General features: G+C 67.8%; 28 protein-coding genes and 1 riboswitch. Of the genes, 13 read left to right on the top strand and 15 right to left on the bottom strand.

Features of this window, described 5'->3' with window-relative positions; translation table 11 throughout:
• Position 1 precedes the first annotated feature (1 nt).
• The 4 genes from Q9246_RS26110 to cobT all read right to left on the bottom strand — a co-directional run bounded on the left by Q9246_RS26110 (position 2) and on the right by cobT (position 4540).
• Positions 2-1867: a TonB-dependent receptor domain-containing protein gene (locus Q9246_RS26110; protein ID WP_306394327.1), complete on the bottom strand. Its 1866-nt coding sequence runs from the start codon at positions 1865-1867 to the stop codon at positions 2-4.
• A 65-nt stretch (positions 1868-1932) separates the two neighbouring features.
• Positions 1933-2168: riboswitch (cobalamin riboswitch) on the bottom strand.
• A 19-nt stretch (positions 2169-2187) separates the two neighbouring features.
• On the bottom strand, positions 2188-2730 hold the full coding sequence (locus Q9246_RS26105; RefSeq protein WP_306394326.1) for a histidine phosphatase family protein: 543 nt from the start codon (positions 2728-2730) through the stop codon (positions 2188-2190).
• Complete coding sequence (locus Q9246_RS26100; RefSeq protein WP_306394325.1) at positions 2730-3512, bottom strand: adenosylcobinamide-GDP ribazoletransferase; 783 nt, start codon at positions 3510-3512, stop codon at positions 2730-2732. Before Q9246_RS26100 ends, Q9246_RS26105 begins: the two co-directional genes overlap by 1 nt.
• Positions 3509-4540 (bottom strand): nicotinate-nucleotide--dimethylbenzimidazole phosphoribosyltransferase, encoded by a 1032-nt coding sequence (gene cobT / locus Q9246_RS26095; RefSeq protein ID WP_306394324.1) that lies wholly within the window; start codon positions 4538-4540, stop codon positions 3509-3511. Before cobT ends, Q9246_RS26100 begins: the two co-directional genes overlap by 4 nt.
• Before the next feature lie 562 nt (positions 4541-5102).
• Here cobT and Q9246_RS26090 point away from each other — a divergent pair.
• Together Q9246_RS26090 and Q9246_RS26085 are read left to right on the top strand one after the other, a co-directional pair.
• Positions 5103-6581, top strand: a complete 1479-nt coding sequence (locus tag Q9246_RS26090; RefSeq protein ID WP_306394322.1) for a SulP family inorganic anion transporter — start codon at positions 5103-5105, stop codon at positions 6579-6581.
• 171 nt (positions 6582-6752) lie between these two features.
• Positions 6753-7313: a LysE family translocator gene (locus Q9246_RS26085; protein ID WP_306394321.1), complete on the top strand. Its 561-nt coding sequence runs from the start codon at positions 6753-6755 to the stop codon at positions 7311-7313.
• Positions 7314-7340: 27 nt separating this feature from the next.
• On the opposite strand, the gene Q9246_RS26080 is transcribed toward Q9246_RS26085, so the two are convergent.
• The 4 genes from Q9246_RS26080 to Q9246_RS26065 all read right to left on the bottom strand — a co-directional run bounded on the left by Q9246_RS26080 (position 7341) and on the right by Q9246_RS26065 (position 10462).
• Positions 7341-7859: an arsinothricin resistance N-acetyltransferase ArsN1 family B gene (locus Q9246_RS26080; RefSeq protein ID WP_306394318.1), complete on the bottom strand. Its 519-nt coding sequence runs from the start codon at positions 7857-7859 to the stop codon at positions 7341-7343.
• A gap of 97 nt (positions 7860-7956) precedes the next feature.
• The gene (arsH, locus tag Q9246_RS26075; protein ID WP_306394316.1) at positions 7957-8673 is read right to left on the bottom strand and encodes an arsenical resistance protein ArsH; all 717 of its coding nucleotides are present in this window, start codon (positions 8671-8673) and stop codon (positions 7957-7959) included.
• Positions 8674-8688: 15 nt separating this feature from the next.
• Positions 8689-9969, bottom strand: a complete 1281-nt coding sequence (locus Q9246_RS26070) for an arsenic transporter (protein ID WP_306394314.1) — start codon at positions 9967-9969, stop codon at positions 8689-8691.
• A gap of 13 nt (positions 9970-9982) precedes the next feature.
• On the bottom strand, positions 9983-10462 hold the full coding sequence (locus tag Q9246_RS26065; protein WP_306394311.1) for an arsenate reductase ArsC: 480 nt from the start codon (positions 10460-10462) through the stop codon (positions 9983-9985).
• Between the two features lie 104 nt (positions 10463-10566).
• On the opposite strand from Q9246_RS26065, the gene Q9246_RS26060 reads away from it, so the two are divergent.
• Entirely contained in the window at positions 10567-10899 is a 333-nt protein-coding gene (locus Q9246_RS26060; protein WP_306394310.1) for an ArsR/SmtB family transcription factor, read from the top strand.
• On the opposite strand, the gene Q9246_RS26055 is transcribed toward Q9246_RS26060, so the two are convergent.
• Complete coding sequence (locus tag Q9246_RS26055; protein WP_306394309.1) at positions 10896-11453, bottom strand: isochorismatase family protein; 558 nt, start codon at positions 11451-11453, stop codon at positions 10896-10898. The two genes, Q9246_RS26060 and Q9246_RS26055, sit on opposite strands and share 4 nt — an antisense overlap.
• 111 nt (positions 11454-11564) lie before the next feature.
• On the opposite strand from Q9246_RS26055, the gene Q9246_RS26050 reads away from it, so the two are divergent.
• The 4 genes from Q9246_RS26050 to Q9246_RS26035 are packed head-to-tail and all read left to right on the top strand — an operon-like array spanning position 11565 to position 14782.
• Positions 11565-12515, top strand: a complete 951-nt coding sequence (locus tag Q9246_RS26050; protein ID WP_306394306.1) for a phosphate acetyltransferase — start codon at positions 11565-11567, stop codon at positions 12513-12515.
• Between the two features lies 1 nt (position 12516).
• Positions 12517-13713 (top strand): acetate/propionate family kinase, encoded by a 1197-nt coding sequence (locus tag Q9246_RS26045; RefSeq protein ID WP_306394304.1) that lies wholly within the window; start codon positions 12517-12519, stop codon positions 13711-13713.
• Positions 13710-14483, top strand: coding sequence for an enoyl-ACP reductase FabI (gene fabI / locus Q9246_RS26040; protein WP_306394303.1), 774 nt, complete (start codon positions 13710-13712; stop codon positions 14481-14483). Before Q9246_RS26045 ends, fabI begins: the two co-directional genes overlap by 4 nt.
• 11 nt (positions 14484-14494) lie before the next feature.
• Complete coding sequence (locus tag Q9246_RS26035) at positions 14495-14782, top strand: RNA-binding protein (protein WP_306394302.1); 288 nt, start codon at positions 14495-14497, stop codon at positions 14780-14782.
• Here the strand turns inward: Q9246_RS26035 and Q9246_RS26030 are convergent.
• From Q9246_RS26030 to Q9246_RS26015, 4 genes are all read right to left on the bottom strand, one after another.
• On the bottom strand, positions 14779-15039 hold the full coding sequence (locus tag Q9246_RS26030; protein WP_306394300.1) for a hypothetical protein: 261 nt from the start codon (positions 15037-15039) through the stop codon (positions 14779-14781). The two genes, Q9246_RS26035 and Q9246_RS26030, sit on opposite strands and share 4 nt — an antisense overlap.
• 95 nt (positions 15040-15134) lie before the next feature.
• Entirely contained in the window at positions 15135-15338 is a 204-nt protein-coding gene (locus Q9246_RS26025; RefSeq protein ID WP_306394298.1) for a zf-HC2 domain-containing protein, read from the bottom strand.
• Positions 15335-15934: a sigma-70 family RNA polymerase sigma factor gene (locus Q9246_RS26020; RefSeq protein WP_306394297.1), complete on the bottom strand. Its 600-nt coding sequence runs from the start codon at positions 15932-15934 to the stop codon at positions 15335-15337. The genes Q9246_RS26025 and Q9246_RS26020 overlap by 4 nt, the downstream gene beginning before the upstream one ends.
• Complete coding sequence (locus tag Q9246_RS26015) at positions 15903-16874, bottom strand: catalase family peroxidase (RefSeq protein WP_306394296.1); 972 nt, start codon at positions 16872-16874, stop codon at positions 15903-15905. The genes Q9246_RS26020 and Q9246_RS26015 overlap by 32 nt, the downstream gene beginning before the upstream one ends.
• A gap of 387 nt (positions 16875-17261) precedes the next feature.
• Here Q9246_RS26015 and Q9246_RS26010 point away from each other — a divergent pair, with 387 nt between their 5' ends.
• The 3 genes from Q9246_RS26010 to Q9246_RS26000 are packed head-to-tail and all read left to right on the top strand — an operon-like array spanning position 17262 to position 19099.
• Positions 17262-17804 (top strand): carboxymuconolactone decarboxylase family protein, encoded by a 543-nt coding sequence (locus tag Q9246_RS26010; RefSeq protein ID WP_306394294.1) that lies wholly within the window; start codon positions 17262-17264, stop codon positions 17802-17804.
• Positions 17801-18325, top strand: a complete 525-nt coding sequence (locus tag Q9246_RS26005) for a redoxin domain-containing protein (RefSeq protein ID WP_306394292.1) — start codon at positions 17801-17803, stop codon at positions 18323-18325. The genes Q9246_RS26010 and Q9246_RS26005 overlap by 4 nt, the downstream gene beginning before the upstream one ends.
• A gap of 27 nt (positions 18326-18352) precedes the next feature.
• Positions 18353-19099, top strand: a complete 747-nt coding sequence (locus Q9246_RS26000) for a hypothetical protein (protein WP_306394291.1) — start codon at positions 18353-18355, stop codon at positions 19097-19099.
• Here the strand turns inward: Q9246_RS26000 and Q9246_RS25995 are convergent.
• A complete protein-coding gene (locus Q9246_RS25995; protein WP_306394290.1) occupies positions 19089-19559 on the bottom strand; it encodes a GNAT family N-acetyltransferase in 471 nt (156 codons plus the stop codon). The genes Q9246_RS26000 and Q9246_RS25995 overlap by 11 nt on opposite strands.
• A gap of 5 nt (positions 19560-19564) precedes the next feature.
• Entirely contained in the window at positions 19565-20254 is a 690-nt protein-coding gene (locus tag Q9246_RS25990; RefSeq protein WP_306394289.1) for a hypothetical protein, read from the bottom strand.
• A gap of 162 nt (positions 20255-20416) precedes the next feature.
• On the opposite strand from Q9246_RS25990, the gene Q9246_RS25985 reads away from it, so the two are divergent.
• From Q9246_RS25985 to Q9246_RS25975, 3 genes are all read left to right on the top strand, one after another.
• Positions 20417-20968, top strand: a complete 552-nt coding sequence (locus Q9246_RS25985) for a GNAT family N-acetyltransferase (RefSeq protein ID WP_306394288.1) — start codon at positions 20417-20419, stop codon at positions 20966-20968.
• Between the two features lie 103 nt (positions 20969-21071).
• Positions 21072-22589, top strand: a complete 1518-nt coding sequence (locus Q9246_RS25980; RefSeq protein ID WP_306394287.1) for a RimK family protein — start codon at positions 21072-21074, stop codon at positions 22587-22589.
• A 45-nt stretch (positions 22590-22634) separates the two neighbouring features.
• Positions 22635-23288 (top strand): MarR family winged helix-turn-helix transcriptional regulator, encoded by a 654-nt coding sequence (locus tag Q9246_RS25975; RefSeq protein WP_306394286.1) that lies wholly within the window; start codon positions 22635-22637, stop codon positions 23286-23288.
• Positions 23289-23297 lie beyond the last annotated feature (9 nt).

Here is a 23297-nt window from a genome sequence, read left to right as displayed (position 1 = left end):
CTTAACGGATGCCGTAGCGCAGGGCCGCAAACCAGGTGCGACCGGCGGTGCCATAGTTGCGCGCGATTTCATACTTCTTGTCGGCGACGTTATCCAGGCGCATCAGCAGCGACCAGTCGGGCGTGAACTGCCAGGTCGTGTACAGGTTGAGCAGGCCGTAGCCGCCCAGGCGACGATTGTTGGCAGCGTCATCGAAGCGCTCGCCCGACACGGTCAGTTCGACACCGGTCTTGAGCGCGCCCATCGTGTAGTCGGCGCCAAAATTGGCGTGTTTCTTCGCGCGGCGCGCCAGCTGCTTGCCGGTGGTTTCATCGCGCGGATCCTGCCAGTCGAGGCTCGCGCGCAGGTTGACGTCCATCAGGCGGGTACTGGCGGCCAGAGACAAGCCTTCGAGCTTGCCTTCGTTGACGTTGTAGGCGCAGCTGCGATTGACGCCATCCGGGCACGGGGTGCTCGAGACAATCATGTCGGTCAGGCGGTTGTGGAAGTAGGTCGCGTCCAGCTGGTAGCCATTGCCGTCGTAGCGCAGGCCCACTTCGCGGTTGCGGCCTTTTTCGGGCTGGTTGGTCGACAGGCCGAAGCCGGGGAAGTACAGCTCGTTGAAGGTCGGTGCGCGGAAGCTCGTGCCGACGCTGGCGGTGGCACGCAGGCCGTTACCGAAGTCGTAGCCATAGCCGGCGGCGCCGGTATTCTTGCTTCCGTAGACCGAGCGGTCGTGGCGCGCGCTGACGTCCAGCAGGTGGGCGCCGCGCTTGGCCGAGTAGGCGGCGGCGTACGAGTTGGTGATGCGCGAGCGTTTCATCGTCGGCACCTCTTCCTTGCGGTGCGTGTACAGCAGTTGCAGGGTGTCGCGGCCGATAGCGATGTCGTTCTGCCAGCTGAATTCGTCCTGCTCGGTGTCGATCTGGCTGGCGCCGGATGGGGTCGCGTTGGTGAAGTTGCCCGACTTGTCTTCCGAGCGCGCGTACTGCAGCGTGCTGTGCCAGTTCGGCAGGAACTGGTTGCGCATGAAGACCGCAGCGGTATTCAGTTCGTTGTCGCTGTGGACGTCGTAATTGGCGGTGCCGCTGTCGTAGCGGCTGAACAGGCGGCTGACCAGGAACTGGGCGCCGATTTCGTGGCCCGGCGCCAGCGCCATGGCTACGCGCCCGTTGGCGTTGCGGCGGCGGTAGCCGTCTTCGTCCGGGTTGTAGCCCGAGGCGCCGGGGCGGGTGGACGAGAAGCCGTCCGAATCTTCATAGCCGGCGCCGAACGCGTAGCTGATGGCGTTCGGGCCGCCGCTGCTGCCGTAGATGCCGGCGTCAGCCTGGCGCGTCGCGTTGCTGCCCACGCCGACCGAACCGGTGACCACTGGAGCGCCTTCGCCCTTGCGGGTGAAGATCTGGATCACGCCGGCGATGGCGTCGGCGCCATACAGGGTGCTCAGCGGACCGTAGACGATCTCGATGCGGTCGATGGCGCCCAGGGGGATCGCGTTCCAGCTCGCGGTGCCGGAGGTGGCCGAGCCGAAGCGCACGCCGTCGACCAGGACCACCGACTGGTTGGCATTGGCGCCGCGGATGAAGACGTTGGTGCTGGTGCCGGCCGCGCCGTTGCGCGAGATCTCGATGCCGCGCTGGCGCTGCAGGATGTCGGCCACCGAACCGGCGCCCGAGCGCGCGATTTCTTCGGCGCCGACGACGGTGGTGTCGGCGATGACGTCGCCGGCGCGCTGCGCGTTGCGGGTCGCGGTGACGACGACGGTGTCGGCGGTGGGAATGGCGTCAGGCGCACCTGTCGGTGCGGGAGCGTCGGCGAAGGCGGCGGACGAGATGACGGCGAGGGCGAGCGAGACCGCGGCGGCTTGCCGGGTGACTGGAAAATTCATGAATCGATTCTTATAAAGGACAACCAGCCGACGTCCCCGTAGGCCAGATTGAACGGCATCGCGCGAGGCGACGCCACCTTTTGGCCGGTATCCGGGCTGACAAGTATGGCCGTCCGACCTTCCCATGCTGGAAAAGCACAGTGGTATGAGGGGACGGTTTGCCGCGTGGCCCGAAGAGGGTGGGCGGCACTTGCTTACCGTTGCGGGGGCAGCACACGTTGGCTTGTCGAAGAAGCGTCGTGTTTCCCGTTTAACTGCGACTGCGAGCGCAGGCGCGAGCACCAAAACGCGCCCATTATAAGGCGTTGTCCAGGGCCTTGTCAGATTTCCAGCAGCATCGCTTCGCCGTAGCCGATGCGGTGTGGCGCCTGCGCGGCGCGCAGCGCGGCCTCGGCCAGCGTGCCGCCAAGATGCAGCGAATGCAGGAGGCGCATGGTGCCGGCGTGGCAGACCGCGAGCGCCTGCGCATGTCCCGCGCGCCGGATGTCGGCGTAGAAGCCGGCCACCCGCGCGGCCACCTGCAGCACGCTTTCGCCGCCGCCGGGGCGGTAATGCAGCAGGTCGGCGCTCCACGCATCGATCTCGTCGCGGGGGATGTCGTCCCAGCTGCGCATTTCCCAGGCGCCGAAGTCCATCTCGGCCAGGCGCGCGTCGAATGCCGGCGCTGGCGAGAGTCGATGCGCCAGCACGGCGCTGCGGGCGAGCGGGCTGGCGTAGACCGGCATCGCGCCGGGCAGGCCCTGGCCCGCCAGCGCCGCCAGCACCCGTTCGACGTCGTCCACATTCGCAGCCAGGTCGCTGCGGCCATAGCAGTGCCCGGCCGCCACGTCGGGCCGCGGATGGCGCACCAGGTAGAGCCGCATCAGGCCAGCGCGCCGCGGCCGAGCGTGGCCAGCACCGCGATGTAGATCGCCACTTCGGCCAACTGCTGCACCGCGCCGAGGCAGTCGCCGGTATAGCCCTGCAAGCGGCGCGTGAACTTTCGCGCGAGCCAGCCGGTCGCGAGCAGGGTCGAGACCACCGCGGCTGTGATCGCGGCCAGGTCGAGCAGGCCGAAGGCCAGCAGGCCAAGCGCAGGCAGCAGCACGGTGAGCGCGGCGATACCGAATTCCTTGTCGCTCATGCGCACAGCCAGCGGCTTGGCCTTGCCCTCGGCGCGCGCGTACTCCATCTGCCAGATCAGGGCCGTGGCGGCCAGGCGCGACAGGGGATGGGCCAGCAGCAACGCGCCGATGGCGCTGGCGGGCGGCAGACTGGCCAGCGCCGCCAGCTTGGCGCCGAGCATGCAGACGATGCCGATCGCGCCATAGGCGCCGACCCGCGAATCCTTCATGATCTCGAGCGCGCGCTCCTTTGTCATGCCGCCGCCCAGGCCATCGCAGGTATCGGCGAAGCCGTCTTCATGGAAGGCGCCGGTGAGGTAGATGGTGGCGGCGGTGGACAGCACGGCGGCCACCGCCGCCGGCAGGAACTGCGCGGCCAGCAGGTACACGGCCGCGCCGATGGCGCCGACCACGACACCGACCAGCGCAAAGTAGCGCGAAGCGTGATTCAGCCAGCTTGGGTCGAAACCGACCCAGCGCGGAATCGGCAATCGCGTGAAGAACTGCAGCGCGATGAAGAACAGCCGCAGCTGGTGGGTCATGCCGAGCGTTCGCTGACCTGGGCCGAGGCGAAGGTGGCCATCTCGTTGAGGAAGTTGGCGGCGGCGTGCAGCAGGGGCAGGGCGAGCGCGCTGCCGGTGCCTTCGCCCAGGCGCAGGTCGAGGTCGAGTAGCGGCTGGGCGCCGAGTTCCTCGAGCAGCAGGGCGTGGCCATGCTCGCCCGAGCAGTGAGAGAACACGCAGTAGTCGAGGATGTCCGGCTGCAGGCGCGCGGCCACCAGCAAGGCGCTGGTGACGATGAAGCCATCGATCAGCAGCACCTTGCGCAGCTCGGCCGCCTTGAGCATGGCGCCGGCCATCATCGCGATCTCGAAGCCGCCGAAGGTGGCCAGCACCTCGAGCGGCCGCACCGCATGGGCGTGGCGCGCCACGGCTGCCGCGATGACGTCGGCCTTGTGGCGGATGCCGTCGGGCGTGAGACCGGTGCCGGCGCCCACGCAGCGCATCAGCGGTTGCCCGGTGAGCTTGTGCATCAGGGCCGCGGCCGCCGTCGTGTTACCGATGCCCATCTCGCCGAAGCCGACCACGGTGCCGGGCAGGTCGCGCGCCAGGGCCATGCCGTGTTCGAGCGCGGCCGTGCATTCTTGCGCGGACATCGCCTGTTCGAGCGCGAAGTTGCGGGTGCCGTTGGCGACCTTGCGGTGCACGAGCTGGGGACGTGCGCCGAAATCGTGGTTTACGCCGGCGTCGATCACGTGCAGCGCGCAGCCGTTCTGGCGGGCGAATACATTGATGGCCGCGCCATTGGCCAGGAAGTTCTCGACCATCTGCCATGTGACATCTTGCGGGAAGGCGGAGATGCCCTCGGCCACCACGCCGTGGTCGGCGGCGAAGACCAGGATCGCGGGCTGGTCGATGCTTACCGTCGTTGCGCGCTGGATCAGGCCCAGCTGGGCGGCGAGGGATTCCAGTCGTCCCAGGCTGCCGAGGGGCTTGGTCTTGTTATTGATGGCGTCTGCCAAGGAATGGGAGAGCGCGGCGTCGGCGGTCGGGGCGATCGTAGGAATCATAGGGAGGTCATGTAAGAGAAGGTCGCTGGATGCGGCGGCTAAGATATCACAGTCGACATCCTTGCAAACCGGCCTTCGGCTTGCTATAGTCTCGCGTCCTCGACGCAGACGCCACCTCACGGTAGCGAAAGCGAAGAGTGACCGTACCGTGGGTTCGAATCCCACCCTCTCCGCCAAGTATCATGAGAAAAGCCACCGCGAGGTGGCTTTTTTCATTCCGAGGCAGCACAGCTTGACCGCGCCCCGTGCGGCAACGCAAAATAGCAACCAATGACCGTCCGATCTTCCAACTCCCCCATAGTCCCGCACACGCGATGCGTCGGCGAGTGCGCGCGTTGCGAGCGCCTGGGACGTGCGCAAGCCTGCTTCGCGGGCGCTGGACTGCCGCGCGGTTACTTCTGCTCGGTCACCCCGCCTTAATACACCTTCCCATTGTTCGTGCGCACGATGTCGGCTTGCGACCTCGTGCCGCCGCTTTATCGCGCCCGTCGCGTCCGCATGACCGCGCTGCGCGCATCCTCCATCGTTCAAGCCCGGCACGACAGCCGGGGAAGGTGTCCCCATGTCCATACAAACCATCCGCCAGGACTGGTTCTCCAACGTCCGCAACGACCTGCTCGCAGGCCTCGTCGTCGCGCTCGCCCTGATTCCCGAGGCGATCGCGTTTTCCATCATCGCCGGCGTCGATCCGCAAGTCGGCCTGTATGCCTCGTTCTCGATCGCCACCCTGACCGCATTCTTCGGCGGCCGTCCCGGCATGATCTCGGCCGCCACCGGCGCCATGGCGCTGGTCATGGTCAGCCTGGTCAAGACTCATGGCATCGACTACCTGCTGGCGGCCACGATCCTCGCCGGACTGCTGCAGGTGATGGCCGGCTGGATCAGGCTCGGGCGCCTGATGCGCTTTGTCTCGCGTTCGGTGGTTACCGGCTTCGTCAACGCGCTGGCGATCCTGATCTTCCTGGCCCAGTTGCCCGAACTGACGAACGTCAGCTGGCATGTGTACGCGATGACCGCCGCCGGCCTCGCGATCATCTACGGCCTGCCGTATCTCACGCGCGCCGTGCCGTCGCCGCTGGTGACGATCGTCGTGCTCACCGCCGTCTCGATCGCGCTGGACCTGGATATCCGCACCGTGGGCGACATGGGCCAGTTGCCCGACAGCCTGCCGGCTTTCCTGGTGCCGGACGTGCCGTTTACGCTCGAGACGCTGAAAATCATCTTGCCGTATTCCGTCACGCTGATGGTGGTCGGCCTGCTCGAATCGCTGATGACGGCCACGATCGTCGACGACATGACCGATACCCGCAGCGACAAGAATCGCGAATGCGTGGGGCAGGGCGTGGCAAACGTCGCCACCGGCTTCATCGGCGGCATGGCCGGCTGCGCGATGATCGGCCAGTCGGTAATCAACGTGAAGTCAGGCGGACGCGGGCGGCTGTCGACCCTCACCGCCGGTGTCGTGCTGCTGGTCCTGGTCGTGTTCCTGGGTAATTGGGTGCGGCAGATTCCGATGGCGGCGCTGGTCGCGGTGATGATCATGGTCTCGATCGGCACCTTCGACTGGGCCTCCATTCGCCGCCTGCGCGAGCATCCATCGAGCTCCAGCATCGTCATGCTGGCCACGGTCGTCGTCACCGTCGCGACCCACGACCTGGCCAAGGGCGTGCTGACCGGCGTGTTGCTGTCGGGCGTGTTCTTCGCGCAGAAGGTCAGCCGGATGCTCGACGTCAGCGCGTGGCTCGACGAAGCGGGCGTGCGCCATTATCGAGTCGCGGGCCAGGTGTTTTTTGCGTCATCCGACCTGCTGGTGCATTCGTTCGACTACGCCGAGGCGCCGGCCCGGGTGCGCATCGACGTCAGCCAGGCCCACTTCTGGGACATCACCGCGATCGGCGCGCTGGACAAGATCGTGCTCAAATTCCGTCGCGCCGGCGCGCAGGTGGAGGTCGATGGGCTGAACGCGGCGAGCGCCACGATGGTCGACAAGTTCGCCGTGCACGACAAGGACGACGGCGATGTCATGCTGTCGGGGCATTAGCACGCGCAATCGAGGTGCGTCCAGCGCCCGTGCCGCATGCGTGGCATACTCGGCGCATTGTTGTTCCAACGAAATCTCCTGACGCCGAGGTGAGCGCATGGGCTGGTCGACCTGGCTGGTTTTTCTTTCCGTTTCACTGGCGGCGGCGTTCACGCCCGGCCCTGGCGTGTGATGGCAATCACCACCGCCACGACCCAGGGAGCGACCCGGGCCATCTACAGCTCGGCCGGCAATGCGCTTGGCGTCTTCATCGTCGCGACCACTGCGGTGGCCGGCCTCGGGCTGGTGCTCAAGACCTCGGCGCTGGCCTTTGGCCTGGTCAAGGTCGCTGGCGCGGCCTACCTGATCTATCTCGGCGTGCAGACCTGGCGCCGCGCCGCACGCGAGGGCGCGGCGCCAGGCGCCGCGGCAGCGCCGCTGGTCCTGCGCGCGAGCCGCCGGGCGACCTTCCGCGCCGGCCTGCTGATCGGGGTGAGCAACCCCAAGGCGATCCTGTTCTTCACCGCCGTGTTCCCGCAGTTCATGCCGGCCGACCGTATCGACATCGCGCGCTTCCTGATGCTCACCTCGATGTTTACTGCCTGTACGTTGCTGTCGCACCTGTTCCATGTGGTCGGCGCGGCGTGGCTGAAGCGGCGCGTGAAGCAGAGCGTCGCGCGGGCGCGCCTGGCCCGGCGTGGCGTGGGCCTGCTGTTCATGGGAATGGGCGGGGCACTGCTGACCGTGAAATAGGCGTTCGGCGCCGGTTCTGAGTCGGCATCAGCCTGTTGCAACGTGCGCGGGCGGATCCAGCAGCAGTTGCCAGTAGCCGACATCGATCCAGCGGCCGAACTTGAAACCTACTTCGCCGAAATGGGCGACCTTGCGGAATCCCAGGCGCTCGTGCAGCCCGATGCTGCGTTCATTCGGCTGGGCGATGCCGGCGATGGCCGTGTGCAGCCCGCGAATGCGCAACTCGTCGAGCAGGCGCGTATAGAGACGCCGGCCATGCCCGCGACCCGCCAGCGCCGGATCGAGATAGACGCTGCTTTCCACCGCGTGCCGATAGGCCGGGCGGGCGCGCCACTTGGTCGCATAGGCATAGCCGGCCACCACGCCATCCACCTCCAGCACGAGCCAGGGCAGGCCGCCGTTCGTCACGTCGGCGATGCGGGCGGCCATGGCGGCCGCGGACACCGGCGCTTCTTCGAACGAGATCGTGGTGCTGGCGACGTAATGGTTGTAGATGGCGCAGATGGGCTCGGCATCGGGCTGGGAAGCGGGACGGATATCGGTCATCGGCATGCAGGCCAGGGTCGGGACTTCACATCATAAGAAATCCGCGAGCGTTGTCCAGCGTGGCGATGACCGGTTCGCGAAGTTCATGCGCGGCGGATCACAAGCGCGCGATCTGGCGATCGATCGCCCGGTTCGCACGCGCGCTGCGCTCGCTGTAGCGCTCCGTCAGGTAGGCGCTGCTGCCGCGCATTAGCAGCGTGATCTTGTACAGCTCTTCCATCACATCGACCACGCGCTCGTAGTAGGCCGACGGGAGCATGCGGTCGTCGTCGCCGAATTCCTTGTACGCCATCGGCACCGACGACTGGTTCGGAATCGTGAACATGCGCATCCAGCGGCCCAGCAGGCGCAGGGTGTTGACCACGTTGAAGCTCTGCGAGCCGCCACAGACCTGCATCACGGCGAGGGTCTTCCCCTGGCTCGGCCGCACCGAACCCTGCTCGAGCGGGATCCAGTCGACCTGGTTCTTGAAGACCGACGTCACCGCGCCGTGGCGTTCGGGGCTGCACCATACCTGGCCTTCCGACCAGATGCATAGTTCGCGCAGCTCGACCACCTTCGGGTGGGTGTCCGCCACGCTGCCCACCAGCGGCAATCCGGCCGGATCGTAGATCTTCACTTCGGCGCCGAAGTGGCGCAGGATGCGCGCCGCTTCCTCGGTCAACAGGCGGCTGAAGGAACGCTCGCGCAGCGAGCCATACAGCATCAGGATGCGTGGCGGGTGGTCGAGCCGGTCGGCCGGGACGAGTCGTTCGGCAGAAGGCAGGGCGAGGCGTGCCGGGTCGATATGGGGAAGGTCGGGAATCTGGTCCATGGTGATCGTCGAAGGTCAGCCCAGGCGCAGCGCCAGCGCGCACAGCGTGAGCAACAGGATCGGCAAGGTGAGCGCCAGGCCGACACGGAAGTAATAGCCCCACGAGATGCGGATGCCCTTGCTCGCCAGGACATGCAGCCAGAGCAGGGTGGCGAGGCTGCCGATCGGCGTGATCTTGGGCCCGAGATCGCTGCCGATCACGTTCGCGTAGATCATCGCCTCGCGCACTGCGCCGTGGGTGGCCGTGGCGTCGATCGCCAGCGCGCCGGCCAGCACCGCCGGCATATTGTTCATGATGGAAGACAGCGCTGCGGCGATGAAGCCGGTGCCCAGCGCCGCGCCCCAGACGCCGAGCGCGGCGCAGCGTTCGAGCAGGGCGGCCAGGGTGTCGGTCAGCCCCGCATTGCGCAGGCCGTACACCACCAGGTACATCCCTAGCGAGAACACCACCACCTGCCATGGCGCCCCGCGCAGCACCTCTCCCACCGGAATGCGGCGGCCGCGCGCGGCGACGCCGACCAGGATGGCGGCGCCGCCGGCCGCCACGGCGCTGATCGGCACGCCAGCCGCATCGAGCACGAAAAAGCCTGCCAGCAGCAGCGCCAGCACCCACCAGCCGGCGATGAAGGTGGCGCGGTCGTGGATCGCGTCGGCTGGACGGTGCAACTGGGCGAGGTCGTAGTCGCGCGGGATGTCGCGCCGGAAGAACAGGTAGAGGACGGCCAGGGTGGCCGCCACCGACACCAGGTTGACCGGGACCATGACCGCCGCGTAGCGCGCGAAGCCGATGCCGAAGTAGTCGGCCGAGACGATGTTGACCAGGTTCGACACCACCAGCGGCAGGCTGGCGGTATCGGCGATGAAGCCGGCCGCCATCACGAAAGCGAGCGTGGCGCGCGGCGAAAAGCGCAGCGCGGCCAGCATGGCGATCACGATCGGCGTCAGGATCAGCGCCGCGCCATCGTTGGCGAAGATCGCCGCGACCGCCGCCCCGAGCAGCACCAGCAGCACGAACAGGCGCCGGCCGTCACCGTTGCCCCAGCGCGCCACGTGCAGCGCCGCCCATTCGAAGAAACCGGCGCGGTCGAGCAGCAGGCTGATGACGATCACGGCGACGAAGGCGCCGGTGGCATTCCAGACGATGCCCCAGACCACCGGGATGTCGGACAGCTGGACCACCCCGGCCAGCAGGGCAGCCAGCGCGCCGGCGGCGGCGCTCCAGCCGATGCCCAGCCCGCGCGGCTGCCAGATCACCAGCACCAGCGTGGCGAGGAAGATGAGCGAGGCGCTCAGCATGGACGGGCCGCGTTCACGGCAGTATCGCGCCGATGCGGTCCAGCGCCAGCTTCAGGGCTGCGCGGTCGGCGGCCAGGTCGGCCAGCGGCAGCGCGAACAGGGCCCGGGTGCGGGCCAGCACGATCCGGTACGTCTGCTCGAACGCTGCTTCCACTTCTTCGGTGCTGCCTCGGACTTCGCCCGGGTCGTCCAGGCCCCAATGCGTGCGCACCACATTGCCCAGGTAGGCCGGGCAGGTCTCGCCGGCCGCATTGCCGCAGACCGTCACCACCACATCGGGCGTGAGCGGCAGATCGTGCCACGATTTGCTGGCGTAGCCGTCGACCCCGATGCCGTGGCGCCGCAGCTGGTCGACCGCACCCAGGTTGAGCCTGCCGGTGGGCTGGCTGCCGGCGCTGATGGCCTGGAGGCCGGCCGGCGCGAGGTGGTTGAACACGGCTTCGCTCAGGATCGAGCGGCACGAGTTGCCGGTGCAGAGAAACAGGAAGTTCATGGGCATGGAAGGAAGTCGGGTTAATCTCAATAGTTCAATAGATATTGAGATGATGGTGCACTATAATCCAGGTGCTGGAATTGTTCAACTGGATGACGTCGACCATGGAAACGAAACACGTACTGGCGGCGCTCGCCGCCCTGGCCCAGGAATCGCGGCTGGCGATTTTCCGCCTGCTGATCCAGGCCGGCCTGTCGGGCCTGCCTGCCGGGAAGATCGGCGAAGAGCTGGGCATCGCCTCGTCGGCGTTATCTTTCCACCTGAAGGAGCTGGCGCATGCCAACCTGGCGACGGCGCGCCAGGAAGGCCGCTTCGTCATCTATACCGCCCAGTTCGACACCATGAATGCGCTGGTCGGCTTCCTCACCGAGAACTGCTGCGCCGGCGTCCCCTGCGGCATCGATGCGCCCGACGGCGGGTGCTGGCCCCGCGCCTAGGTTTCTGCCTTGATCAGCGCCAGCACCTCGCGGAAACGCGGATGCCGGCAATCGTGCAGCCATTCGAACAGCACCATCTCGTGCGTCACGATCGTGGCGCCGGCTTGCGCCAGGCGGCGCATGGCGGCGGCGTGATCCAGCGGCCGGCGCGAGCCGCTGGCGTTTTCCACCACATACACGTCGCGGCCGGCGCGCAACAGACCCAGCGCCGTCTGCAGCATGCAGACATGGGCCTCGCAGCCGGCAATCACCACCTGCTGGCGGCCCGGCGCCTGTGCCTCCAGCGCCGCCTGCAAGCCATCCTCGCAGGCGCCGAAGTGCGTCTTCGATACCGTGTGCCGGCACACCCGCGCCAGCGCCTCGGTATTCGGGCCGAGCCGCTCGGGATTCTGTTCGGTCCCTATCGTCGGCACGTCCAGCAGCGCCGCCGCGCGCGCCAGCACCAGCGCCTTGGCGACGACGTCGTCGGCGCCGTGGATGGCCGGCATGAGGCGGGCCTGGTAGTCGACCAGGACCAGGCTGCTGGCCCCGGCGTCGATTGCATTCATCGTCATTGATCCTGGATTTCCTTGAACCAGATTAAGGTATGCTGCATTGCAGCATAAATTGGTTGTTTTGCGATCATGCGATGCTACCATTGACCGGTCCAGGTACAAGGAGAGGCAATGGAAGCAGTGAACACCACGCATCCCTATTACGACCGGCTGATCGCCGCCGCGCGCGAACAGGGTCCGGTGACGGTGGCCGTGGCGCATGCCTGTGACCGCTATGCGCTGGAATCAGCGCTCGACGCGGCACGCATCGGCCTGGTGGCGCCGATCCTGGTCGGCCCGCGCGCGCGCATCCATGCCGCCGCCGAAGCGGCCGGTCTCGACATCGGGGCGCTGCCGCTGGTCGATACGCAGCACAGCCATGCCTCGGCCGCGCGCGCGGTCGAACTGGTGCGCGAGGGCAGGGCCGCGGTCCTGATGAAGGGCAGCCTGCATACCGACGAATTGATGGGCGCGGTGGTGCACGGCGCCACCGGCCTGCGCACCGCGCGGCGCCTGAGCCACTGCTTCGTGATGGACGTGCCGGGCCGCGGCGAACCCCTGATCATCACCGACGCGGCCATCAACATCATCCCCGACCTGGCCGCCAAGCGCGACATCGTGCAGAACGCAATCGACCTGGCCCGGGTGCTCGGCTTCGACGGCGTGCGGGTGGCGATCCTGGCGGCGGTGGAAACCGTGAGCGACAAGATGCCGTCGACGATCGACGCCGCCGCCCTGTGCAAGATGGCCGACCGCGGCCAGATTACCGGCGCCATCGTCGACGGCCCGCTGGCGATGGACAATGCGATCGACCCGCAGGCTGCCGCGGTCAAGGGCCTGGTGTCGCCGGTCGCGGGCCGCGCCAACGTGCTGGTGGCGCCCGACCTCGAAGCCGGCAATATGCTGGCCAAGAGCCTGAGCTTCATCGCCGGCGCGGCCGCCGCCGGCATCGTGCTCGGCGCGCGCGTGCCGCTGATCCTGACCAGCCGCGCCGACACGGTGGCGGCGCGCCTGGCCTCGTGCGCGGTGGCGGTGCTGCTGGCGCGCCACCAGCTGGCCAGCGCGCAAGTGGCGGTGCGCTGACATGACGACCGCCAGCACGGACTGCATCGCGGTCATCAACGCCGGTTCGTCCAGCATCAAGTTCTCGGTCCATGTGCTGCCCGGCCTGGCGCTGGCCTTCAAGGGCAGGATCGAGAACCTGTACCGCGGCGCTACCCGCTTCAGCGCCCAGGACGCCGATGGCGCCACGGTCGGCGAACAGCGCTGGCCAGAGGCCCTGGACCACCACGCCGGCATGGCCTTCCTGATCGATTTCGCCGCGCGTGAACTGGATGGCTACCGGGTGCGCGCGGTGGGCCACCGCATCGTGCACGGCGGCGTCGACTACAGCGGCCCGCAGCGGCTCGACGAAGCGGTGCTCGAGCGCCTGGAGCGGCTGGTGCCGCTCGCACCGCTGCACCTGCCGCACAACCTGGCGCCGGTGCGCGCCTTGATGGCGCTGGCGCCCGGCCTGCCGCAAGTGGGGTGCTTCGACACCGCCTTCCACACGGCGCAGCCGGCGCTGGCCCGGGCCTTCGCGCTGCCGCCGGCGATCACCGACCTCGGCATCCGCCGCTACGGCTTCCACGGCCTGTCGTACGAGCACATCGCGGCTACCTTGCCGCTGCACGATCCGGCGCTGCAGGACGCGCGCGTGGTCGCCGCCCACCTCGGCAACGGCGCCAGCATGTGCGCCATGCGCGGCGGGCGCAGCATGGCCAGCACGATGGGCTTCACCGCCGTCGACGGCCTGCCGATGGGCACGCGCTGCGGCGCGCTCGACCCGGGCGTGGTGATCTACCTGATCGAGGAGCAGGGCATGAGCGTCGCCGGCGTGCAGCGCCTGATGTACCAGGAATCCGGCCTGCTGGGCGTGTCCGGCCTGTCGTCCGATATGCGCGTGCTGGAAGCGAGCAGCGACCCGCGCGCGCAACTTGCGATCGACCTGCTGGTCTACCGGATAGGGCGAGAACTCGGTTCGCTGGCGGCCAGTATCCAAGGGCTCGATGCGCTGGTGTTCTCGGGCGGCATCGGCGAGAACAGCGCGCGGCTGCGCGCCGCCGTGTGCCGCGACGCCGCCTGGCTCGGCGTCGAGCTCGATCCCGCGGCCAACGCCGCCAATCCGGCCGGGGTCGCGCGCATCAGCACGGCCGGCAGCCGGGTGTCGGTATGGCTGGTGCCGGCCGAAGAAGAACGCATGATCGCGCGCCACACTTACGAATTACTGGAGGCCGCATGACACAATCGCTTCACCCCATCCTGGCCGGCAAGCGCGCGCTGGTGGTCGGCGTCGCCAACGAGCATTCGATCGCCTGGGGCTGCGCCCGGGCCTTCCACGCGCTCGGCGCCGAGGTCGTGCTGACCTACCTGAATGACAAGGCGCTGCCGCATGTCGAACCGCTTGCCGCGCAACTGGGCGCGCGCCTGCTGCCGCTCGACGTGCGCGAGCCGGCGCAGATGGACAGCCTGTTCATCGACCTCGCGCTGCAGGGGCGGCTCGACATCCTGGTCCATTCGATCGCCTTCGCGCCCAAGGCCGACCTGCAGGGCGGCCTGCTCGAGTGTTCGCTCGATGGCTTCCTGCAGGCGATGGACGTGTCCTGCCACTCGTTCGTGCGCATGGCCAGGCTGGCCGCACCCCTGATGACCGAGGGTGGCAGCATGTTCGCGATGAGTTACCACGGCGCCGACAAGGTGGTCCCCAACTACAACGTGATGGGACCGGTGAAGGCGGCGCTGGAATCGTGCTGCCGTTATCTCGCCTACGAGCTGGGCCCGCGCGACATCCGCGTGCACGCCATCTCGCCGGGGCCGCTCAAGACCCGGGCGGCATCGGGCCTGAAGGATTTCGACCTGCTGCTGCGCGACGCGGTAACGCGCTCGCCGCTGGGCGAACTGGTCGACATCGACGACGTGGGCCAGGTATGCGCCTATCTCGCATCGAACTTCGCGCGCCGCCTGACGGGCAGCACCGTCTATGTCGACGGTGGCCTCAACATCATCGCCTGAAGGAGAACGCCATGAAAGTCATCCTGTCCGGCCTGCACGGCGACGCCTGCGAAAGCGCCATCGTCGAGAGCTTCGCACCGTTCTTCCACATCCGCCACGTGGAAATGATCCGCGAAGGTTCGCCCGACAGTCCGTGGGCGGTGCTGCACATCGCCGATTCCTACGAGCGCGCCTGGGAAGCGTGCAATACGCTGCGCGAGGTCTACCATCGCGGCAAGCGGCTGCACATGTACATCCCGCTGCACCAGCCCGACATCTACCACGAGTTCGAGCCCCACCAGCGGGTCGATATCCGCTAGGCGTGGGCCAGGTCGGAGTGCGGCGCCACCGGCAGCACTTTCGCGCCGATGACCAGGCTGGGCAACTCGCTGACGCCGCGCGCAGCGGCCTGGCAGGCCAGGTCCGGATGCAGGCCGAGGTCGACCACGACCAGGCCTGGCATCGCGCTGGCCAGGGTGCGGGCGATGTCGAGACAGAGCCGGCAACCGTCGTGGTAGAGAATGGTCGAGGCGCGGTCCAGGGAATGGGCCGCGGGAGAAGATGATTGCTGGGTCATGGTGGCGCTTTCGACAGGAATGGCCAAAGGCGGCAGCGGCAAGCGCTCCCGGCTTTATTGTAGGAGTCCTAATCATAACGTGTACATACAAATAGTCAAGAGGGTGGATCGCGCGCCAGCAGGGTGTCGAGCTGCCCGAACAGTTGGCCGAACTGCTTCGACGCTATCTGGCATACAGTGCAGCCTGACAGATGGGCCGCCAGCTGGCTGGCCTGTGCCGGCGTGAGCGCGCCGTCGCGGGCGCAGGACACGAGCCAGGTCGTGTCGCGGCAGGTGACCGGGGTGGTCGGATCGCTCATTCGGGTTCTCCCCAGCTGCGCACCGCGCACTCGCGCAGGCGCATGCGCGCGCGGTACAGCACCACGCGCAGGTTGGCGTTGGACAGCATGCAGTGTTCCTCGATTTCCTTCAATTCCATGCCCAGGTATTCGCGCATCAGGAACAGGCGCGCCGTCTCGTCGGGCAGGCGGCGCAGGCACAGTTCGACGATGTCGAGCAGCTGGCGCTGGGCAAGCGCGGTCGCGCCGCACACCGTGTCGACGAAGGTGTCGGGATGCCAGGCGCCGTCGGGCGTGAACAGGGCGTCGAATTCGGCGTGGTCGCCTGCCACGTCGGCGACGTCCGCACACGGCTGCAGGCGCCGGCTGCGCAGCAGGTCGACGATCTTGTGGCGCAGGATGCCGGTCAGCCAGCTGCGCAGGCTCGAGGCGCCGGCGAAGCCCTGCCAGCCGCGCGCCGCGCCGACCAGCGTTTCCTGCACCGCGTCCTCGGCATCGGCCTGGGAGCCAAGCTGCAGCCGCGCCAGCCGCAGCAGGAATGGCCGCTCGGCGGCCAGCGCCTGCCACGGGCCGGCGTCCGGCCGGCTATTTGCTGCGGCGCGCGAGCGAGACGGCATAGGCGGCATTGCGGGCATGCAGGATCGGATCGTCGCTCGGCGCGATCCCCGTCGGCAGCGCCAGCGGCATGTAGACCACGCCGTCGCAGGCATCGCTCGCGGCCAGCGCACTGACTTTCAGGCGCCCGAGTTCGACCTTGCCGGAGCCTTGCCACACGGTGCTGGGGTCGAGCAGCGCGTCGCCCGCGGCCGGCAACTGGGCGTACAGCGTGAAGCCCACGTTGCCGGCCGCCAGGCGGCCCGTCAACTCGTCGTGCAGGAACAGGTCGGGCAGCGACTTTTCCTGTTCCGCGCTGAGGTACCCGATGCCGGTATCCGGCTCGGCCACGATGCGGGCATGCCGCAGGCGCTGGCGGCGGTCGCTGAACACGAAGGCATTGTTCGAGAAGTAGGGCGTGCTGGCGTACGAGGCGGGGGCCGCGTGGGCGGCCAGCAGGGCCGGCTGGCGTGTGCCATCCGGATGCGCGGCATTGTGGGCGGCGACTTTGGCCGGGTCGGGCTTGCCGGTGGCGGGGTCCGGCACGCGCGCCTGCAGGAAGCTCACGAACGAGGCCGGGGTGGCGGCGAAGAAGGCGGGTTCCGAGATCAGGAGCAGGTCCCAGGTTTCACCCTGGGCCGCGAGGCGCATCGACAGGCCGCGCACGCTGCGGCTCTTGTCCGAGGCCTTCGGGTTGCCGCCGCCGACCGAGAAGCGCAGGTTGGCGGGCACGCGCGCCTGGGCGAACAGCGGACCGTGCACGATGTCGCTGGCGCCCCTGGCCGGAATGAATTCGCCGACGGCGCAAAAGCCCTTGGCATGCGAGGCGCGCATGCCGGCATGCTGGCCGAAGGTGCCGTTGAGGGCGTCGATCAAGGCCGTCGGACCGGTATCGACGGGCGCCTGGGCCTGGGCGGCGCCGGCGCAGAGCGCCAGCATGGCGGGGGCGAGATGCTTGTTCATGTGGGATCCTGTGTGATGGTGGTGCTGTTAAGTCGTCGGCCCCGCGATTTCGTTACAGCGATCTGCAATTTTTTTCGCGATGCTACGCGTACCCTGCTGAGCCGGCGTGTCGAAGGGGAGGGGGACGAAAATCTGCTATCGGACCGATAGAAAGAATTTAATTAGGACTCCTTGACATAAATTTGGCAGCTGATATTCTGTGTCCATGGGCAGTCAGGCAGCCGACACCGCAGCCACCCAGCAAGACGCACCGACCATGCCGCCGCATGCCGGCCGTCGCAATGCCGGAATCCTGACTGCTCCTTTTTTCGATCCTAATAGTTAGGATTCCTATTTAAATTCATGGCCGCCGTCACCGATCCGGCCAATCGACTGAAAGGAAACATCATGTCCCGTATCGAACTCGTGAACCCGGCCACCGCACAAGGCACCAGCGGCGAACTGTTGCAAGAGATCAAGGGCGCCTTCGGCGTTGTGCCGAACATGTTCCGCGGCGTGGCCAACTCGCCCGCAGCACTGACCAGCATGTGGGGCTCGTTCGGCGCCCTCGGCGGCGGCACCATCGGCGCCCGCCTGGGCGAGCAGATCGCCGTCGCGATCGCCGACCGCAACGACTGCAACTACTGCCTCGCGGCCCACACCGCGCTGGGCCAGAAAGCCGGCGCGACCGCGGACGAGATGGCGCAGGCCCAGGCCGGCCAGTCGAGCGATCCGAAGACCGCCGCCGCCCTGCGCTTCGCGCTGGCCGTGGTCGAGAAGCGCGGCCATGTCGATGCCATCGAAGTGCAGGCCCTGCGCAACGCCGGTTTCGACGACGGCGCGATCGTCGAGATCATGGCCCACGTCGCCCTGAACCTGTTCACCAACTACGTGAACGTGGCCTTCGACGTGCCGGTCGACTTCCCTGGCGTGAAGCTGCGCGCAAAATGAACGCGCCTCTCTATCGCACCCCCGCGCCCGAGTTCGAGGTCAGCGGCTGGTTGAATGCCACGCAGGCGCCGACGCTGGCGTCCCTGCGCGGCAGGGTGGTGGCGGTGTATGCCTTCCAGATGCTGTGCCCGGGCTGCGTCTCGCACGGCATCCCGCAAGCGAAGGGCATCCGCCAGCTGTTCGGGCAGGACGAGGTCGCGGTGCTGGGCCTGCACACGGTGTTCGAACACCACGACGCCATGAACGAAGGCGCCCTGAAAGCCTTCGTGCATGAGTACCGCATCGGTTTCCCGGTCGGCATCGACCGCGCAAGCGATACCGGCCCGGTGCCGCGCACGATGGAACGCTATGGCCTGCGCGGCACGCCGACCCTGCTGCTGTTCGACCGCCAGGGCGTGCTGCGTCACAGCCTGTTCGGCCGGGCCGACGATATGCAGGTCGGCGCGCTGATCGGCCGCCTGCTGGCCGAACCGGTCGAAGCGAGCGGCTGCGACGGCGACGCCTGCCTTCGAATGACTTGATTGACACAACAAGAAAGAGAACCTGACATGAAACTGATCCAGACCACGCTTGCAGCAGCACTGTCGCTGACCATGCTCGGCGCCTTTGCCCACCAGGGCGAACACAAGGGCGGCATCAAGAGCGCGCCGGCCAAGGCCGTCAAGGCGCCGTTCGACATCCATCACACGAAGATCACCACCGAAGGCAATACCGCGACCTTCCATATCGCGGTCTCGGGCAAGGCCGGCGCTTCGAAGCCAGGCAAGACCGGCAAGCTGGCCGGCAGCCAGGTGTTTTCGTACGTGTGGCCGACCAGCATGGATCCGTCGACGGTCGGCTTCGAACGCGGCGCCGGCATCCTGGCCTTCGCCGTCACCGCCCACCCGGATTTCGACGACACCCCGCTGTACGACGAGAACGGCGACGGCAAGCTCGATAACGATGGCGACCTGTGGCACTCGCACTGGGTGGTGCTGACCAGGGATGCCGCCTGCGGCAAGGATGCGCTCAAGATCGTCGACATCCCGGAAGGGGCGAAGCCGAAGCTGCCGAAGACCTGGCCCGGCCTGCCGATCCTGATCGACAGCCCGGCCTACAGCCCGGTATTCAAGGGCGATACGCTGGAAGTGAAGGTACCGTTCGACGATATCGGCGTGTTGAACAGCGCCAGCTTCGACGGCGTCACCGCCGCCCTGCGCATCAATGCGAGCGTGCACGATCCGCTGGTGTGCGTGGCCGATGTGTTCAAGGTCGCCTCCGGCAACCTGAGCCTGCCGGGCAAGGTCAACCAGTAAGGGCGCCGGCTGGGATGCGCGGCAGCGGCTTTTGCAGGCGCAGCGCATCCATGCCGTCGTGGTAGTAGGCGGCGTGGCGGCCGAACTCGCGGTAGCCGCGTCCGCGAAACAGCGCCAGCGAGGCCGCATTGTCGGCGCGGATCTCGAGCCGCAGGCAGGTGTGGCCGTGTTGGCGCGCCTGCCGTTCGGCCGCATCGACCAGTCTTGCGGCAACCCCGCAGCCCAGGTGGGCAGGGTGGGTCGCGATCGAATACAGCCGCGCGACGGTCGCGCTGGCGCGAAACAGCAACAGCATGTAGCCGCGCAGCCCGTCGCCCATGGCATCGACCAGCAGGGCGCCGTGCGCGTGGGCGAGCAGGTAGCGAAAGCGGCGCCGGTCGAGACGGTTGCCGGGGAAGCTGGCATTCTCGATCTCGACCAGGGCCGCGACGTCGGCGAGGCTGGCATGGCGGATGGCCATATGGCTTAGCCCCACAGTGCGTGGGCGGCGCCAAGCTGGGCCGCCGGCGGCAGCGCCAGCTTCGGCAAGGTCGCATACACCTCGTCGTACAGCGCGTGCATCTCGCCCGCGGCCTCGGGGTCGCAGGTTTCGGCGTCGCACACGCAGCGACCGGGCCCATAGTCGTGACCGGCCGGCCGGTGCAGGACGACATTCGCCAGGCTGGCGTCCTGCACGCGCGCCACGTGGGCCAGCACGGCCGCGCGTTCTTCTTCGCAGGGACCGTCGGCGCCGCAGACGGCGACGAACAGCACCCGCATGCCGGGATTGAAGGCGCGCGCCGCGTTCAGGCGCGCCAGCAGCCGGTACTGGCGATCGAGGTCGATCTCGCTGCCGCGCACCGGCACCACCACCAGCCGCGCCGAGGCCAGCACGCAGCAGCATTGCTCGGTATCGCGCGCGCCGGCGTCGACCAGGATGTCGTTGAACAGCGGACGCAGGGCGGCGAGCCGCGTCTTGACCGCGCGGCTGCCGACCTGGCGGGTATCGATCCAGGGCCGCACCGCGGCGTCGGCGCGCTCGGTGGCCCAATCGCCGTCGCGTGCAGTGCTCATCAGGCAAACGCGGCGTCCGCTGCGTGCGCGCAGCACGGCGAGATTGCGCGCGATGACGGTGCGATCGGGGTTGTCGTGCTGGTTGACGATGGCGATGATCATGCTGGCCTCCAGGTGCGGGTTCGATGGCATCCAGCGTAGCGACGCCGTTGTAAAAACAGGGAAAAAGTCGGGGCAGGGTGGATCAATGCGGTGTAAACGCGGGCTATCGCGCTGGTGTGCGCGGGGCTAAGCTGCCGGTCCGCCAATGAACCCGGAGCTTCCATGCACCATGCCGACTTTCCCGATCTTTCCACCGAACGCCTGCGGCTGCGGACGCTGCGCGCCGATGACGCGCCGGACTTGCTGGCCCTGTACGCCGACCCGGAAGTGATGCGCCACTGGATCCATCCGCCCTGGACCGCGCTGGCGCAAGCGCAGGCGGCGATCAACGAGGCGGGCCGCGACCTGGCCAGCGGCGCCGCGCTGCACCTGGCGATCATTGCGGGGCCTGGCGACCGGCTGGCCGGCAGTTGCGCGCTGTACGACATCGCGCACGAGCACCGGCGCGCCACGCTGGGCTACCTGCTGGCCGAGACGTACTGGGGGCAAGGGCTGGCGCGCGAGGCGCTGGGTCTGCTGCTCGGCCATGGTTTCGCGACGCTCGGATTGGAACGCATCGAGGCCGAGGTCACGCCGCACAACCTTGCATCGCAGTCGGTGCTGGCGCGCCTGGGATTTCGCCGCGAAGGACGCCTGCATGCGCGCTGGCGCGTCGGCGGGGCGACGCGCGACGTCGACCTGTGGGCCTTGTTGCGCCAGGGTTGGGCGGCGTGAGGCGCGGCGTTTACACCGGCTTGCCGTCCGGACTGGCGTTCTTTACACGGTTTTTATGGCGGCGCCGGTACAGTCCTGGTCAACCCAACTCCGGCACCGCACCATGACCACGCTTCCCACGATTTCTTCCGCCATCGAGGCGCCGCGAACGCGCCGCCTGGTGGTCGTCGACCACGCCCAGGACTGGAGCGCGCTCGATGGCGACTGCATCGTGATGGAGGCGGCCGACTTCCTGGCGGCGTCCACGCTGGAGGAGGGCGCGCTGGTGATCAACCTGTGCCGCAGCTACAAATACCTGTCGCTCGGCTACTACTGCTCGCTGATGGCGCAGGCCCGGGGACAGCAGGTGCTGCCGTCGGTGAAGACGATTAATGACCTGTCGCGCAAGGCGATCTATACCCTCGACACGGGTGAACTCGACCGCGCACTGGACGACGCGCTCGGCGCCGTGGGCGGCGCACCGATGCCGGTCAAGTTCTCGCTGGACATCCGCTTCGGGATGACCGACTACACGCCGCTGGCCGAGCTGGCGCGCCGGATCTTCGACACCTTTCCTGCGCCGCTATTGCGGGTCGAGTTCGCGCGTGGCGATGAATGGCATATCGCCGCGATCCGCCTGCAGGGCCCGGGCGAAAGGGATCGCCAGGCATGCCGCACAGCGCTGCGCGACTACGCGGGCCTGGCGCGGCGCCTGCCTGCCGTACGCCGCTACCGCTACCGGATCGCGGTGCTGCACGACGCGAACGAGGAGCTGGCGCCGAGCAATCCGGGGGCGCTGGCGCGCCTGGCGGCAGTGGGGCGCGAGCTGGGCATCGACGTGGCGCCGATCGGCCGCCAGGATTTTTCGCGCCTGGCCGAATTCGATGCGCTGTTCATCCGCGAGACCACGGCCATCAACCACCATACCTATCTGTTTGCGAAGAAGGCCGAGAGCGAGGGCCTGGTGGTGATCGACGATCCGGCCTCGATCCTGCGCTGTACCAATAAAGTCTACCTGGCCGACCTGCTGCGCCGGCACGGGATTCCCACGCCACTGACGTTCACGTTGCAGGCTGCCGACGCCGGGACGCTGGCCGCGATCGAGGCGCACATCGCGTATCCGATGGTGCTCAAGATTCCCGACGGCGCCTTTTCGCGCGGTGTCGTGAAAGTGCAGGATGCCGCCGAATTCTCGAGCGTGGCGCAGGAGCTGCTGCGGCAGTCGGCCCTGATCCTGGTGCAGGAATACCTGTACACCGACTTCGACTGGCGCATCGGCGTCCTGAATCGCGAGCCCATCTTCGCCAGCAAATACTTCATGTCGAAAGGCCACTGGCAGGTCGCCAAGCGCGACGCCAGCGGCAAGGCCGAATTCGGCATGGCCGCCGCGGTGCCGCTGGCCGACGTGCCGGCTGAGTTGTTGGACTACGCCCTGAAGGCGGCCAACCTGATCGGCGACGGGCTTTACGGGGTGGACATGAAGATGACGCCGCGCGGACCGGTGGTGATCGAAGTGAACGACAACCCGAACATCGACGCCGGCGCCGAAGACAGCGTGCTGGGCGACGAGCTGTACCGGATCGTGCTGCGCGATTTCGTGCGCCGTCTCGACTTGCTGCACCGGGGCGGCCTGGATCTCTAATTAGGACTCCTTGACAAATGCCCGCGCTTTGCTATCCTGAAGCGCATGGACATTCAACCCGAAACCCCCTGGGACAGCACGCCCGACGTCTCGGCGCGCATCGTCACCGCCATCGGCCGCATCGCGACCGTGCTGCGCGCCGGCATGTGGGAAGTCTCGACCAGCGAAGGGCTCAATCCGGCCCAGGCCGAGATCCTGCACCTGCTGCAGCACCGCACGCGCGGCGTGCGCCTGTCATGGCTCGCCAGGCAGTTGTCGATCTCGGCGGCCAGCGCCAGCGACTCGGTGGCCGCGCTGGTCAACAAGGGCCTGGTGCGCAAGGCGCGCGCCGAGGACGACGGCCGCGCCACCGCGCTGCACCTGACGCTTGACGGCGAGCGCGTGGCCGAGCGCCTGGGCCACGCGCTGTCGTTCGCCGACAGTGCGGCATCGCGGCTGGCGGCCGAGCAGCAGGTGCAGATGCTCACCGGCCTGTTCAAGCTGATCGCCGAGCTGCAGAAGACCGACCGCTTCCCCGAGCTGCGCGCCTGCCTGTCGTGCCGCCATTTCGAGGCCAATAAATACCCGGGCGCGAAGGTGCCGCACCACTGCGCGCTGGTCAATGCGCCGCTGCCGATCTCCTTCCTGCGCATCGATTGCGCCGAGCACGAGCCGACCGACCCCGCGACGCAGCAGCGCAACTGGGCCATCTTCGCCTGAAGGGAACAC

The organism is Telluria beijingensis (assembly GCF_030770395.1).
Classification (GTDB): domain Bacteria; phylum Pseudomonadota; class Gammaproteobacteria; order Burkholderiales; family Burkholderiaceae_D; genus Telluria; species Telluria beijingensis.
The sequence above is the reverse complement of the archived record's forward strand: the minus strand, read 5'-3'. Positions and strand labels throughout refer to the sequence as shown.

What these genes read in the sequence shown, in the direction of transcription:
- Q9246_RS26110 (WP_306394327.1), bottom strand. Translation starts at nt 1,867, where the DNA reads ATGAATTTTCCAGTCACCCGGCAAGCCGCCGCGGTCTCGCTCGCCCTC.
- Q9246_RS26105 (WP_306394326.1), bottom strand. Translation starts at nt 2,730, where the DNA reads ATGCGGCTCTACCTGGTGCGCCATCCGCGGCCCGACGTGGCGGCCGGG.
- Q9246_RS26100 (WP_306394325.1), bottom strand. Translation starts at nt 3,512, where the DNA reads ATGACCCACCAGCTGCGGCTGTTCTTCATCGCGCTGCAGTTCTTCACG.
- cobT (WP_306394324.1), bottom strand. Translation starts at nt 4,540, where the DNA reads ATGATTCCTACGATCGCCCCGACCGCCGACGCCGCGCTCTCCCATTCC.
- Q9246_RS26090 (WP_306394322.1), top strand. Translation starts at nt 5,103, where the DNA reads ATGTCCATACAAACCATCCGCCAGGACTGGTTCTCCAACGTCCGCAAC.
- Q9246_RS26085 (WP_306394321.1), top strand. Translation starts at nt 6,753, where the DNA reads ATGGCAATCACCACCGCCACGACCCAGGGAGCGACCCGGGCCATCTAC.
- Q9246_RS26080 (WP_306394318.1), bottom strand. Translation starts at nt 7,859, where the DNA reads ATGACCGATATCCGTCCCGCTTCCCAGCCCGATGCCGAGCCCATCTGC.
- arsH (WP_306394316.1), bottom strand. Translation starts at nt 8,673, where the DNA reads ATGGACCAGATTCCCGACCTTCCCCATATCGACCCGGCACGCCTCGCC.
- Q9246_RS26070 (WP_306394314.1), bottom strand. Translation starts at nt 9,969, where the DNA reads ATGCTGAGCGCCTCGCTCATCTTCCTCGCCACGCTGGTGCTGGTGATC.
- Q9246_RS26065 (WP_306394311.1), bottom strand. Translation starts at nt 10,462, where the DNA reads ATGAACTTCCTGTTTCTCTGCACCGGCAACTCGTGCCGCTCGATCCTG.
- Q9246_RS26060 (WP_306394310.1), top strand. Translation starts at nt 10,567, where the DNA reads ATGGAAACGAAACACGTACTGGCGGCGCTCGCCGCCCTGGCCCAGGAA.
- Q9246_RS26055 (WP_306394309.1), bottom strand. Translation starts at nt 11,453, where the DNA reads ATGACGATGAATGCAATCGACGCCGGGGCCAGCAGCCTGGTCCTGGTC.
- Q9246_RS26050 (WP_306394306.1), top strand. Translation starts at nt 11,565, where the DNA reads ATGGAAGCAGTGAACACCACGCATCCCTATTACGACCGGCTGATCGCC.
- Q9246_RS26045 (WP_306394304.1), top strand. Translation starts at nt 12,517, where the DNA reads ATGACGACCGCCAGCACGGACTGCATCGCGGTCATCAACGCCGGTTCG.
- fabI (WP_306394303.1), top strand. Translation starts at nt 13,710, where the DNA reads ATGACACAATCGCTTCACCCCATCCTGGCCGGCAAGCGCGCGCTGGTG.
- Q9246_RS26035 (WP_306394302.1), top strand. Translation starts at nt 14,495, where the DNA reads ATGAAAGTCATCCTGTCCGGCCTGCACGGCGACGCCTGCGAAAGCGCC.
- Q9246_RS26030 (WP_306394300.1), bottom strand. Translation starts at nt 15,039, where the DNA reads ATGACCCAGCAATCATCTTCTCCCGCGGCCCATTCCCTGGACCGCGCC.
- Q9246_RS26025 (WP_306394298.1), bottom strand. Translation starts at nt 15,338, where the DNA reads ATGAGCGATCCGACCACCCCGGTCACCTGCCGCGACACGACCTGGCTC.
- Q9246_RS26020 (WP_306394297.1), bottom strand. Translation starts at nt 15,934, where the DNA reads ATGCCGTCTCGCTCGCGCGCCGCAGCAAATAGCCGGCCGGACGCCGGC.
- Q9246_RS26015 (WP_306394296.1), bottom strand. Translation starts at nt 16,874, where the DNA reads ATGAACAAGCATCTCGCCCCCGCCATGCTGGCGCTCTGCGCCGGCGCC.
- Q9246_RS26010 (WP_306394294.1), top strand. Translation starts at nt 17,262, where the DNA reads ATGTCCCGTATCGAACTCGTGAACCCGGCCACCGCACAAGGCACCAGC.
- Q9246_RS26005 (WP_306394292.1), top strand. Translation starts at nt 17,801, where the DNA reads ATGAACGCGCCTCTCTATCGCACCCCCGCGCCCGAGTTCGAGGTCAGC.
- Q9246_RS26000 (WP_306394291.1), top strand. Translation starts at nt 18,353, where the DNA reads ATGAAACTGATCCAGACCACGCTTGCAGCAGCACTGTCGCTGACCATG.
- Q9246_RS25995 (WP_306394290.1), bottom strand. Translation starts at nt 19,559, where the DNA reads ATGGCCATCCGCCATGCCAGCCTCGCCGACGTCGCGGCCCTGGTCGAG.
- Q9246_RS25990 (WP_306394289.1), bottom strand. Translation starts at nt 20,254, where the DNA reads ATGATCATCGCCATCGTCAACCAGCACGACAACCCCGATCGCACCGTC.
- Q9246_RS25985 (WP_306394288.1), top strand. Translation starts at nt 20,417, where the DNA reads ATGCACCATGCCGACTTTCCCGATCTTTCCACCGAACGCCTGCGGCTG.
- Q9246_RS25980 (WP_306394287.1), top strand. Translation starts at nt 21,072, where the DNA reads ATGACCACGCTTCCCACGATTTCTTCCGCCATCGAGGCGCCGCGAACG.
- Q9246_RS25975 (WP_306394286.1), top strand. Translation starts at nt 22,635, where the DNA reads ATGGACATTCAACCCGAAACCCCCTGGGACAGCACGCCCGACGTCTCG.